Raw genomic sequence first — 12,515 nt, forward strand, 5'->3', positions numbered from 1 at the left:
ACGATTGTTCGGTCAGACTAGCGCCATGGCTGAGAACTCCCCCGTCGAGACCGCTGCCGACTATGTCACAGACATCGGCCTGCGCCGCATCGACCACGTCGGGGTCGCCGTCGCCGACCTGGACGCCGCGATCGACTTCTACCAGCGCACCTTCGGGATGCGCTGCGTGCACACCGAGGTGAACGCCGAGCAGGGCGTACGCGAGGCGATGCTGGCCGTCGGCCCGGACGCCGAGGGCGGCTGCGTGCAGTTGCTCGCCCCGCTGACCCCGGAGTCGACCATCGCCAAGTTCCTCGACAAGAAGGGCCCGGGCGTGCAGCAGGTGGCGTACACCGTCGAGGACATCGACGCCGCCTGCGCGAAGCTGCGCGAGCGGGGCGTGAAGCTGCTCTACGACACCCCGAAGCGCGGCACCGCCAACTCGCGGGTCAACTTCGTCCACCCGAAGGACGCCGGCGGGGTGCTGGTCGAACTCGTCGAGCCCGCCGCCGGGCACTGATCCCCCACCTCCGGCCCCCGCCGACCGGGCGGGGGGCCGGAGGCCACTCCCCCGGCTGGCGGAAGAGGGGCCGGGGGGCCCTCCCCGGCTGGTGGGAGAGGGGCCGGAGGCCCCTGCGAGCACGCTGGTGCGTGGTTCCACCGCCGCCCGGGCACCTCCACGCATCGGCCAATGCAGTTTTTCACAGAGGACTTCCGGCCCTACCTACTGTTCAGTAACGTCCCGCCCCACGGGAGCGCGGCCGGTACCGGATGTGTCGGATGCCGACATGGCGGTGGGCCGCACCGACGCCGACGATGGCAGCACCCAGGCCCGCGTGGGCGGGGTGCGGACGAACGGGAGGTCGACGTGCAGGACATCCTCGAAGCGATCATGGCGGCGGAGGGATCCGACCAACCCGCACGGGAGCTCGCCGGGATCGCCGGCCTGCCGGTACCCGAGACGTACCGCGGCGTGGTGGTGCGCGCCGACGAGACCCGGATGTTCGACGGCCTGGCCACCCGGGACAAGGACCCGCGCAAGGCGCTGCACGTGCAGGAGGTGCCGACGCCGGAGCTGGGCCCGGGCGAGGCGCTGGTCGCGGTGATGGCGAGCGCGATCAACTACAACACGGTCTGGACCAGCATCTTCGAGCCGCTGCCGACCTTCAAGTTCCTCCAGCGCTACGGCCGGCTCTCCGAGCTGACCCGCCGGCACGACCTGCCGTACCACGTGGTGGGCTCCGACGCCGCCGGCGTGGTGCTGCGCACCGGGCCCGGGGTGACGAAGTGGAAGGCCGGCGACGAGGTCGTCGCGCACTGCCTCTCCGTGGAGCTGGAGGACGCGGCCGGGCACGACGACACCATGCTGGATCCGCAGCAGCGGATCTGGGGCTTCGAGACCAACTTCGGCGGCCTGGCCGAGCTGTGCGTGGTCAAGGCCAACCAGCTGATGCCCAAGCCGCGCCACCTGAGCTGGGAGGAGGCGGCCAGCCCGGGGCTGGTCAACTCGACGGCGTACCGGCAGCTGGTGTCGCACCACGGGGCGAACATGAAGCAGGGCGACGTGGTGCTGATCTGGGGCGCCTCCGGCGGCCTCGGCGGCTACGCCACCCAGATGGCGCTCAACGGCGGCGCGATCCCGGTCTGCGTGGTCTCCTCGCCGGAGAAGGCGGAGCTGTGCCGGAAGATGGGCGCCGAGCTGGTGATCGACCGCACCGCCGAGGGCTTCCGCTTCTGGAAGGACGAGCAGACCCAGGACCAGGACGAGTGGCGCCGCTTCGGCGAGCGCATCCGCGAGCTGACCGGCGGCGACGACCCGGACATCGTCTTCGAGCACCCCGGCCGGGAGACCTTCGGCGCCAGCGTCTACGTGGCCAAGAAGGGCGGCACCATCGTCACCTGCGCCTCCACCAGCGGCTACCTGCACCAGTACGACAACCGCTACCTCTGGATGCACCTGAAGCGGATCATCGGCAGCCACTTCGCCAACTACCGCGAGGCGTGGGAGGCCAACCGGCTCGTGGCACTGGGCAAGGTCCACCCCACCGTGTCGAAGACCTACGCGCTGGAGCAGACCGGCCAGGCCGCGTACGAGGTGCACCGCAACGCGCACCAGGGCAAGGTCGGCGTCCGCTGCCTCGCCCCGACGGACGGCCTCGGCGTACGCGACCGCGAGCTGCGCTCCCGGCACGAGGACGCGATCAACCGGTTCCGCGGCCACTGACCCGAGGGACGAGGCGCCGTCAACCATTGCGGTGAACGGCGATTGCCTTTCCGCCTAGTGTCGGACGCTCATTCGAGCGATGCCGACCATGGCGCGACAAAGGGCCGCGGGGCACTCCCGCGGCCCTTTTCCATGTCACGCTCCGTGCCCTCTCCCCTGTCACGCTCCGTGCCGTCCGACCCGCCCGGGACCTGCCAAGATCGGCGATCTGCCCGGTCCTCGGCGGACCCGCAGTTGACCATGTAATGAGGACACGAAAGCTCGGCACCGCTCTTGCGAAGCACCCTGGGGGGTCTGCGAGTATGTCCCAATGCCCCAGCAGTCCTCCCCTCTTGCGTTCTTCGATAACGCGAACTCGCAGCCCGATTTCACCGTTGGCCTGCGCGGCTACAACACCCACCAGGTCGATGACTTCATCGGCCGGATGACGGCCGCGCTGACCCAGTCCGAGCAGGCCCGCGCCGAGGCCGAGCAGCGGATGAACGACGCCCAGCGACGGCTCCGCCAGGCCGAGCAGCGGATGAGCGCGCTGGAGCAGAAGCTCGCCGACACCAACAAGCAGCTCGAGGAGAACAGCCGGCCCACCCTCTCCGGCCTCGGCACCCGCGTCGAGCAGATCCTGCGGCTGGCCGAGGAGCAGGCCAACGACCACCGCAACGAGGCCAAGCGCGAGTCGGAGGGCATCCTCTCCGCCGCCCGCCTCGAGGCGCGCGAGATCACCGACAAGGCGCGCGCCGAGGCGGCGGCCATGAAGGCCAACGCCGAGCGGGAGGCGGGCAGCGTCCGCACCGCCGCCGAGCGCGAGGCCGCCGAGGTCCGCGTCCAGGCCCGGCGCGAGGCCGACACGCTGCGCGCCGACGCCGACCGGGAGACCAAGCAGCTGCGCACGGTCACCGCCCACGAGGTCGCCGAGCTGAAGTCCACCGTCGAGCGCGAGGTCGCCACCCTGCGGGCCACCGCCGAGCGGGAGATCACCCAGCAGCGGGCGAAGGCGGCCCGCGAGGCCGAGGAGAAGCGCGCCGAGGCGACCAAGCTGCTCACCGACGCCCGCGACAAGCGCGACAAGGACCTCCAGGCCCTGGAGCTCCAGCTGGCCGAGCGCCGGGAGAAGGCCGAGCGCGAGGAGTCCGAGCGGCACGCCGCGCAGGTGGCCCAGACCCAGAAGCTGGTCAGCGAGGCCGAGCAGCGGGCCCACGCCGCGCAGGAGCGGGCCAAGGAGATCGAGCAGCGCGCCGAGGCCCGCCGGGTCGAGTCGGAGCGCACCGCCAACGAGACGGTCGACAAGGCCAAGGCGTTGGCCGACAAGACCCTCACCGAGGCGAAGGCCGAGTCGAAGCGCCTGCTCACCGAGGCGCGCACCGAGGCCGAGCTGACCACCCAGGCGGCCCGCCGCGAGGTCGAGGACCTCACCCGGCAGAAGGACGCCGTCACCTCGCAGCTCGGCCAGATGCTCTCCGGCCTCGCCGGCATCGTGCCGGGCGTGCCGGCCACGCCGCCGGCCGCGCCGGCCAAGCCGGAGGCGAAGAAGGCCGACAACGCCGACGAGCGGGTGGCCGCGGAGACCGCCAACTGACCCGACCGACCCACCCGACCGGGGCATGATTTCCACGGCGCGGGGTGACACCGGGTGACCGGTGCGCCCCGCGCCGTACGCTTTTTCCCGCCAACCGAATTGCCCGGGCGTGTCGGCAGTGAAGTAGGTCCTATCCGGGGCGTCCGTATCGCCCCAGCCGGACTGGAGGCGTGTGAGGATGGGGGCATGTCGCACGGCGAGGAACTGTTCGCTCTCGGCGGGGATGTGACCACGGAGCCCAGCTTCGAGTCCGCTCTGCGGGGGTACGAGAAACGACAGGTCGACCGGTACGTCGCTCGCGCGGAGCACGAGATCGCGGCCCTGGCGGCCGAGCGGGAACAGGCCTACACACAGATCCACAAGCTGGCCGGCCAGGTCGAGGTGCTCCAACGCGACCTCGCCCAGGCGCGCAAGTCGTCCGGGGCGCTCGAGAACGTCTCCTACCGGCACCTGGGCCCGCGGGTGGAGCAGATCCTCACCATCGCCGAGGAGCAGGCCGACGCGATCCTGGCCTCCGCCAACGAGGAGATCGAGGCTCGCCGGGCCGCCGCGGAGCACATCGTCGACGAGGCCCGCGAGCAGGCCGCCACCGCCCTCAAGGATTTCGAGATCGCGCTGGCCGCCCGCCGGACGGAGGAGGAACGGCACACCGCGGCCCGCAAGGCCGAGGCGGACGCCGCCGTCCGGACCGCCAAGGACGAGGCCGCCCGGCTGCGCAAGGCCGCCCAGGAGGCGCTCGCGAAGGCCCAGCAGGAGGCCACCCAGCTGCGGGACGCGGCCAAGGAGATCCACCAGCGGGCCCAGCAGGAGGCGACCAAGCTGCGCGAGGCCGCCAAGGAGGTGCACGCCAAGGCGCAGCAGGAGGCCACCCAGCTGCGGGAGGCCGCCAAGGAGGTGCACGCCAAGGCCCAGCAGGAGTCCAAGCGCCTGGTCGACCAGGCCACCGAGGCGGGCCGGGCCACCCACGCCAAGGCGCAGCGGGACGCCAAGCAGATCATCGACGACGCCGCGAGCGCCGGCCGGGCCACCCGCGAGAAGGCCCGCCAGGAGGCCGAGCGGCTCACCACCCAGGCGGCCGAGACGGCCAAGCGCAACCGCGCCGAGACCGAGGCGTACGTGCAGCGGATGCGCAGCGAGACCGAGGCGTACGTGCAGCACGCCCGGGCCCAGACGCAGCAGGAGCTGGGCGCCTGGCGGGCCGGGGTCGAGCAGGAGGTCAACAGCCGGCGCGAGGCCGCGGACCGAGAGCTGACCCAGCGCCGCGCGACGGCCGAGCAGGAGTTCACCAAGCGCCGCGACGAGCTGGAGAAGCAGTACAAGACCCGGCTCGCCGAGCTGGAGAAGCAGCACACGAGCCGGCACGACGAGCTGGAGTCCGGGTTCGAGTCGCGCCGCGCCGCGCTGGAGGCGGAGTACACCGCCCGGAAGAACGAGATCGAGCAGGGTGCCGCCGCCGTCCGCCAGGCCGCCGAGCAGGACGCCCTGACGATGCGCCGGCAGGCCGAGGAGGAGGCCGCGGCGCTGCTCGGCCGGGCCGAGTCGGAGGCGGCCGACAAGCGCCGCAAGGCCGACGAGCACGTGGCGACGTCGCGGCGGCAGTTCGAGGAGTACGCGGCCACGACGCAGCAGCACCTCGCCACCACGCAGCAGCACCTCGCCGCCACGCAGCAGGAGGCCGCCGCCAGCCGTCAGCAGCTCGCCCAGGTGATGCTGGAGATCGCCCAGGCCCAGCAGGAGCTGGCCGACCTGCGGCAGGAGACCTGGAAGTCCCGGCAGGAGTCCGACGAGCTCCAGCGACAGGTGGCGGAGCTGCGGTTGGGTCGGCTCGCCGCGGCCGACCGGCCGGGCGGGACGGACGGCGCCGCCGCCCCGGTGGTCGCGGACGGCAAGCCGGCCACGGCGAACGGCGGCAGGCCCCGCCCCGACACGGACAAGCCCACGGCCGACAAGACCCCGGCGGGTGCGGGCACTGCCCCGGTCGGCGCGGGCACGACCCCGGTCGGCGCGGACACGACCCCGGTCGGCGCGGACACGACCCCGGTCGCCGCGGACACGACCCCGGTCGCCGCGGACACGGACAAGGCGGACAGGACCCCGGCGGGCGCGGGTGCGGCCACGGCGGGAGCGGGCACGGCCCCGACGGAAGCGGCCAAGGCGGATGCGGCCCCGTCCTCCTCGGACGGGAAGCCCGCCGCCGGCAAGGTGGAGCCGGAGAACGCCGGGCAGCCGGCCAAGGGCCGGATCGAGCCGGCCGACGCCGGGCAGCCGGCCAACGGCAAGGCCACCGTCACCACCGTCGACGGGGGTACGGCCAGCGCCGGCGTGGACGGGGAGCCGACCGTGGCGGCGGTGCCCGGCGAGGGAGGTCGGGGCGCCACCCCGACGAAGATCACCAGCACCGGCGAGAACGGCAAGCGCCCGGCGAAGCCGACCACCGACGAGCGCAGCGCCAAGCCGAGCAAGGTCGTCGTCGAGAAGGACTGACCCCTGGCCGCTCCCCCGCCCGACGATTCGGGTGCGTCGGGCGGATCTTGGCAGGATCGGACCCCTATAGGGGCCGTTCCGTACCAAGATCTCAGGACCTCGGTCGTGCCCGCGTCTCAGAGGGTGCGCGGAGAGGTGGCGTTGGCTGGTCCCGGTGGCACGGCCGGGTCAGATCGCACGGCTCGGGCGGGTGGTACGGCTCGGGCGGGTGGCACGGTCGGGCCTGCGGCGTACGCTCCCGGTGGGATCCGCCGACGTGAGCCGTGGTCGGGCCGTCCCGCGGGAATCGATCCAGGGAGGTCCGATGGCGGACGACGGACCGATGGCGTCGAGCGGCGACCGGGAGCCCGGCCGCGCCCCGGCACCGGGCGACAGGAACCGGAAGCCGGAGCACGCCACCGCGCCCGAACACGCCGACAGGACGACGAGCACGGCAGGCACGACGAGCACGGCGGGCACGAGAGACACGACGAGCACGACCGGCACGACCGGCAGGTCGGACGACGGCGAGCCGGCGGGCAACGGGTCGAGCCGGTTCGGTACGCCGGGGCGGCCGCTGAAGCGCAGCAGCTTCCTGGTCGGCTTCACCGGCGCGGCCGGGGTGCTGCTCGCGTACGCCCTCTATCTGGGCCTGCGTAACGCGGCCGGCATCCTGGTCCTGGTGGTCATCGCGCTCTTCCTCGCCGTCGGCCTGCACCCCGCGGTGGTCCGGTTGCGGTCCTGGGGGCTGCCGCACGGGCTCGCCGTGGCGGTGGTCGCGCTGACGGTCGTGCTGCTCCTCTGCGGTGGCCTGTTCGCCCTGGTGCCGCCGATCGTCACGCAGACCGGGCAGTTCATCGACCAACTGCCGAGCTACCTGGAGTCGTTGCGCCGCAACGAGACGGTCAACGACCTGGTGGAGCGGTACGACCTGATGGAGCGGGTGCAGAGCGCGGCGAACGCGGACACGGTCGGTCAGGCCCTCGGCGGGGTGCTCGGCGGCGCCCAACTGATCTTCGGCACGGTCTTCCGGGGGCTGACCGTGCTGGTGTTGACCATCTACTTCCTGGCCTACTTCGACCGCCTCCGCGACCTGGGCTACTCGCTGGTGCCCCGCTCACGCCGGGAGCGGGTGCAGCTCATCGGGGACGAGATCCTGACCAAGGTGGGCGCCTACATGGTCGGCGCCCTGAGCATCGCGGTGCTGGCGGGGATCTCCACGTACGTCTTCGCGTTGATCGTCGGGCTGCCGTACCCGTTCGCGCTGGCCGTGGTGGTCGCGGTGACGGACCTGATCCCGCAGATCGGCGCGACCCTCGGCGCGGTGATCGTCAGCCTGGTCGGGTTCGCCACGGACCTGCCGATCGGCATCGCCTGTGCGGTGTTCTTCCTGATCTACCAGCAGGTGGAGAACTACCTGATCTACCCCAAGATCATGCGCCGGTCGGTGTCGGTCAACGAGGTGGCCGCCCTGGTGGCCGCCCTGCTCGGGGTCTCCCTGCTGGGCGTGGTGGGTGCGCTGATCGCCATCCCGGCGGTGGCCGCGCTCCAGCTCATCCTGCGGGAGGTGGTCCTGCCCCGGCAGGAGTCCCGCTGACCCCGCCCGGCCTCAGCCGGCCTGGCCGGCGGGCGGGCCGGGCACCGGGCGGTCCGCGAAGGAGGCAACCGTGCGGTCGGCGTACGCGCTGACGTCGCCGGTCTCCATCGGGCCGTCCCAGGTGGTCGGCAGCGGCACGGCGGCGGCCGGGTTGACCCGGCGGACCACCTCGTCCAGCACGGTCTCAGCGTCGCCGACCCAGAGGTGCTTCGCCCCGGGCACCCCGACCACCTCGGCCTGCGGCACCGCCGCGAAGCGCTCCCGGGCCTCGTCGGGGCGCAGGTAGTCGTCGAACTCGGGCACCAGCGCGGTCAGCGGCTTGCCGGACTCCGTCCAGTGCTTCAGGTCGGCCGGGGCGGAGAAGCGCAGCGGCGGGGAGAGCAGGATCGCCCCGACGACGGCCGGGTCGCAGCCGTACTTGAGGGTCAGGTCCGTGCCGAACGACCAACCGAGCAGCCAGACGTTCGGCAGCTCGTGGAACTCGGCGTACTCGATGGCGGCGGCGACGTCGAAGCGCTCGCCGACCGCGTTGTCGAAGGCCCCCTCGCTGGTGCCGCGCAGGCTGGTGGTCCCCCGGGTGTTGAAGCGGAGCACCGCCAGGTCGGCCAGGGCCGGCAGCCGCCACGCCGCCTTGCGGAACACGTGGCTGTCCATCATCCCGCCGTGCGTCGGCAGGGGATGCAGGCAGACGAGGGTGCCCACCGGGTCACGGTCCAGCGGGCGGGCCAACTCGCCGACCAGCCGCAGACCGTCCGCGGTGTGCAGCTCGATGTCCTCGCGGTGCCCGGGCAGGATGGAGGACGCGCGGATCGGTGTGCTCACCCCACCAGTCTCGCCGGTGCGGCCGGGAACCGCCGGGCGGGGCGGAAACAGCGTGATCCAGATCGCTCAGCCGTAGCGGGGAGCACCGCGACCGCGCTGGACGACCGGACCGCGCCGGTCCCGGGCCCGCCAGCACCCGCTGTGCCAGTGCCGCCGGTCGGTCAGGTCGCCCCGCCCGTCCGCCGGCCACGCCACCAGGTGCGCCACCCCGGGCCGGATCTCCTGGTCACAGCCCGGACAGCGGTACGTCTTGGTGGAGGCGCCGCCGCTGATGCCGCGGACCTGCCAGTCACCGTCGCGCCACTGCTGCACCGAGGCGACGCCCTGGCGGGCCCGGTCGGGGTCGAGGTGCGCGGCGTCATCGCGGCGGGGTCGGTTGCGACGGGGGCTCACGCTTGCCAAGCGTACGTGCCGGCGGCGGGACCGGCCCGGGGGTGGCGGGCCGGCCCCGCCGCCGGTCAGTCCCAGGTCTGCGGGTCACCGGGATCGGCGGCGACCTGCGCCCCGCCCAGCAGGACAGCGGCGTCCGCCTCGGTGAAGTCCCCGTGCGACCAGCTGAAATCGACTATCAGGTGGGCCTTCGGGATGCCGAGCAGCTCCAACTGGTCGCCCCGCGGGTAGAGGTAGGCGGCCCGGCCCCCGATCGTCCGGTTGCCCGCAGTACGGCCGGTGACCATCGAGCGCGCGTAGTCGAACGCGACACGCGTCTGCGCTTCCCCGGGCCCGTACACCACCAGCGACACGTGCAAGGTGGCGGGGAAGGACCCCGCATCGACGGTGCACTGGTCCAGCCGGGCACCGGTGGGCAGCGTGGTGAGCCGCACCGGCGCGACGCAGCGGCGCGCCTCACCCAACCGGAGGGCGCCGACCGCCACCTCGATCTCCTCGGCGGTCGTGGCGGAAACGGCGGCCCGGGCGTACAGGCCGGGGGCCGGTTGCCAGAGCCGGATCCAGACGGAGGTGCCGCCCTCCCGGTGCAGGCGGTCCGTGCCGTCGAAGACCGTCCCGCCCGTCATTCCGGTGACCCCCGGCGGCAGCCCTTCGACCGCGTACTCCCACAGCGCGTCGGCGGAACGGGCCAGCGCGACGCTCACCGGCCGGCCACCGCCGACCTCGACGCGGATGCTCTCCACGCCGAACCCGACGTGCCAGCCCCGGTAGCGGGCGCGGGCCGGGTCGAACCCGAAGTGCAGCACCTGCGGATCCGTGCCGACCAGGTCGGGCCGGGCGGCCGCGCCGGGGACTTTCTCCAGCCGGGGCGGCGCGGCGGTGGCGGCGTCCGGCGCGGCGGCGTTCGGCGGGCGTACCCGCTCCGGCAGGCCGGCGCCGGTGGCGACGGTGAACCCGAGCACCGCCGCCACGCCCAGCGCGACGCCCGCGCCGGCCCGACGGAGACGGCGGCGGACCCGTCCCCCGGCGACGGCACGGGCGGTGAGCCGGTCGGTGTCGACCGTTCCCTCGGCGCGTTCCCGCAGCGTCCGTACGATCCGTTCGTCGAGGTCGGTCACGCCCGGCTCCCGTTCGTCGCCGGGACGCCGTAACGCTCCCGGAGGTGGTTGAGCGCCCGCATGGCATGGGTGCGGACGGTGACCGGCGAGCAGCCGAGGATCTGGGCGATGGTCGCGTCGTCGAGGTCCTCGTAGTAGCGCAGCACGAGCACGGCCCGCTGGCGGTCCGGCAGCCCGAGGATGAGCCGCCACATGGCGTCCCGGTCGGCGGTCTCGCCGCCGAGGTCGCCGTGCTGGGGCCGTTCCGCGAAGTCGGCGGTGGCCAGCTCCCGGTTCGTCCGCCGACGCCACCAGGAGTTGTTGGCGTTGACCAGCATCCGGCGCACGTACACGTCCGGCCGGTCCACCCGGGCGATCCTCCGCCAGTGCACGTACGCGCGGGTCAGGACGTCCTGGGTGAGGTCCTCGGCCCGGTGCTCGTCGCCCGTCAGCAGCCGGGCCAGCCGCATCAGGGCGGGGCCTCGGCTGCCGACGTACTCCTCGAAGGTCACACCATGCAGACGCCGTCACCGGCGGACGGTGTTGACCGGGTCAACGACGGGTGTGGTCGCGGAAGCCCCGGCCGCTCTTGCGCCCCAGGTAGCCGGCCGTGACGAGGTGCTCCAGCAGCGGCGCGGGCGCGAAGCCCGGCTCCCGCAGCTCCAGGTAGAGCTCCCGCTGGATGGCCAGCGAGACGTCCAGGCCGACCACGTCGAGCAGCTCGAACGGGCCCATCGGGTAGCCGCAGCCCAGCTTCATGGCGTGGTCGATGTCGTCGGCGGTGGAGTAGCTCGCCTCCAGCATCTTCACGGCGTCGTTGAGGTACGGGAAGAGCAGCGCGTTGACGATGAAGCCGGACCGGTCGCCGCAGACCACGCCCGTCTTGCCCAGCGCGGCGCAGACCGCGCGGGCGGTGGCGGTGGTCTCCGCCGAGGTGCGGATGGTCTCCACGACCTCGACCAACGGCATGAGCGGCGCCGGGTTGAAGAAGTGCAGCCCGATCACGTCGGCGGGCCGCTGGGTGGCCATCGCGACGTCGATCACCGGCAGCGAGGAGGTGGTGGTGGCGAGCACGACGCCCGGCTTGCAGATCTCGTCGAGGCTGGCGAAGAGGGCCTTCTTGACGCTCAACTCCTCGACCACGGCCTCGACGACGAGGTCGACGTCGGCGAGGTGGTCCAGGGTCGCCGACCAGTTGATCCGGCCGAGCGCGGCGTCCCGGTCCGCCTCGCTGAGCTTGCCGCGCACCACGCCCTTGTTGAGCGAGGTCTTGACCGCCTCGAAGACCTTTGCGGACTTCTCCGCGCCCCGGGTCACCGAGACGACCTCGTAGCCGGCCTTCGCGAAGACCTCGATGATGCCGGTGGCCATCGTCCCGGACCCGACGACGCCGACCTTCGCGATCGCGGCGGCGCCGGCGAGCGCGGCCTCCGCCGCCACGGGCGTCTGCTCGTCGGGTACGACGACCGGGGAGCCCGGCCGCTCGTAGGTGTAGAAGCCCCGGCCGGACTTGCGGCCGAGCAGCCCGGCGGTGACCATCTGCTTGATCAGCGGCACCGGCGCGTGCCGGCGGTCCCGCCCGCCGCGCCGGTACATGGTGTCGAGGATCTCGTACGCGGTGTCCAGGCCGATCAGGTCCATCAGCGCCAGCGGGCCCATGGGCAGGCCGCAGCCGAGCTTCATGGCCGCGTCGATGTCCTCGCGGGTGGCGTAGTGCGCCTCGAACATCCCGACGGCGTGGTTGAGGTAGCCGAAGAGCAGCGCGTTGGCGATGAAGCCGGCCCGGTCGCTGATGGTGACGTCGACCTTGCCGAGCCGCTTGCAGAGCGCCTCCACGTCGGCGACCACGTCGGCGGAGGTGACCACCGTCCGGACCACCTCGACCAGCTTCATCACCGGGGCGGGGTTGAAGAAGTGGATGCCGATCACCTGGTTGGGACGGCTGGTGGCGACGGAGATCTCGGTGACGCTCAGCGACGAGGTGTTGGTGGCCAGGATCGCCTCGGGCTTGCAGACCCGGTCCAGCTCGGCGAAGATCCGCTGCTTGAGGTCCAGGTGCTCGGGCACCGCCTCGATGACCAGGTCCACCGCGTGCAGCGCGTCCAGCCCGACGGCGAACCGTACGCGGCTCAGCAGCGCGTCCCGGTCGGCCTCGGCGAGCTTGCCCTTGGCCACGGCCCGGTCCGTCGACCCGGTGAGGATGGCCCGGCCGCGTTCCAGCGCGTCCTCGGAGACCTCCACCGCGACGACGTCGACCCCGTTGCGCGCGAATACCTCGACGATGCCGGCACCCATGGTGCCCAGACCCACAACGCCCACGCTGGTGAAATCACGCGCCACGACCAGCCTCCTCGATGCTCCGCACAGCCA

General features: G+C 72.9%; 10 protein-coding genes. 5 read left to right on the forward strand and 5 right to left on the reverse strand.

What is annotated here, in order from left to right:
• Nucleotides 1–25: 25 nt before the first annotated feature.
• The 5 genes from mce to AC0OO9_RS08790 all read left to right on the forward strand — a co-directional run bounded on the left by mce (nt 26) and on the right by AC0OO9_RS08790 (nt 7,836).
• Nucleotides 26–499 carry a methylmalonyl-CoA epimerase gene (mce, locus tag AC0OO9_RS08770; protein WP_121399562.1) on the forward strand — a complete coding sequence of 158 codons (474 nt, stop codon included), beginning with the start codon at nt 26–28 and terminating at the stop codon, nt 497–499.
• A gap of 348 nt (nt 500–847) precedes the next feature.
• Nucleotides 848–2,203, forward strand: a complete 1,356-nt coding sequence (gene ccrA, locus AC0OO9_RS08775; RefSeq protein ID WP_484516833.1) for a crotonyl-CoA carboxylase/reductase — start codon at nt 848–850, stop codon at nt 2,201–2,203.
• Nucleotides 2,204–2,513: 310 nt separating this feature from the next.
• Nucleotides 2,514–3,776 (forward strand): coiled-coil domain-containing protein, encoded by a 1,263-nt coding sequence (locus tag AC0OO9_RS08780; RefSeq protein WP_132231256.1) that lies wholly within the window; start codon nt 2,514–2,516, stop codon nt 3,774–3,776.
• Nucleotides 3,777–3,962: 186 nt separating this feature from the next.
• Complete coding sequence (locus AC0OO9_RS08785) at nt 3,963–6,260, forward strand: coiled-coil domain-containing protein (protein ID WP_484516835.1); 2,298 nt, start codon at nt 3,963–3,965, stop codon at nt 6,258–6,260.
• Between the two features lie 304 nt (nt 6,261–6,564).
• Nucleotides 6,565–7,836, forward strand: coding sequence for an AI-2E family transporter (locus tag AC0OO9_RS08790; protein WP_484516837.1), 1,272 nt, complete (start codon nt 6,565–6,567; stop codon nt 7,834–7,836).
• A gap of 12 nt (nt 7,837–7,848) precedes the next feature.
• Here the strand turns inward: AC0OO9_RS08790 and AC0OO9_RS08795 are convergent, their stop codons facing one another.
• The 5 genes from AC0OO9_RS08795 to AC0OO9_RS08815 all read right to left on the reverse strand — a co-directional run bounded on the left by AC0OO9_RS08795 (nt 7,849) and on the right by AC0OO9_RS08815 (nt 12,485).
• Entirely contained in the window at nt 7,849–8,658 is an 810-nt protein-coding gene (locus AC0OO9_RS08795) for an alpha/beta hydrolase (protein WP_484516839.1), read from the reverse strand.
• 66 nt (nt 8,659–8,724) lie between these two features.
• Nucleotides 8,725–9,051: a hypothetical protein gene (locus AC0OO9_RS08800; RefSeq protein ID WP_484516841.1), complete on the reverse strand. Its 327-nt coding sequence runs from the start codon at nt 9,049–9,051 to the stop codon at nt 8,725–8,727.
• 65 nt (nt 9,052–9,116) lie between these two features.
• The gene (locus AC0OO9_RS08805; RefSeq protein WP_484516842.1) at nt 9,117–10,166 is read right to left on the reverse strand and encodes a hypothetical protein; all 1,050 of its coding nucleotides are present in this window, start codon (nt 10,164–10,166) and stop codon (nt 9,117–9,119) included.
• Entirely contained in the window at nt 10,163–10,657 is a 495-nt protein-coding gene (locus AC0OO9_RS08810; RefSeq protein WP_484516844.1) for a SigE family RNA polymerase sigma factor, read from the reverse strand. Before AC0OO9_RS08810 ends, AC0OO9_RS08805 begins: the two co-directional genes overlap by 4 nt.
• Nucleotides 10,658–10,697: 40 nt before the next feature.
• Nucleotides 10,698–12,485: a 3-hydroxyacyl-CoA dehydrogenase family protein gene (locus AC0OO9_RS08815; RefSeq protein ID WP_484516846.1), complete on the reverse strand. Its 1,788-nt coding sequence runs from the start codon at nt 12,483–12,485 to the stop codon at nt 10,698–10,700.
• Nucleotides 12,486–12,515 lie beyond the last annotated feature (30 nt).

This window comes from Micromonospora sp. USAFONa4, from assembly GCF_057197825.1.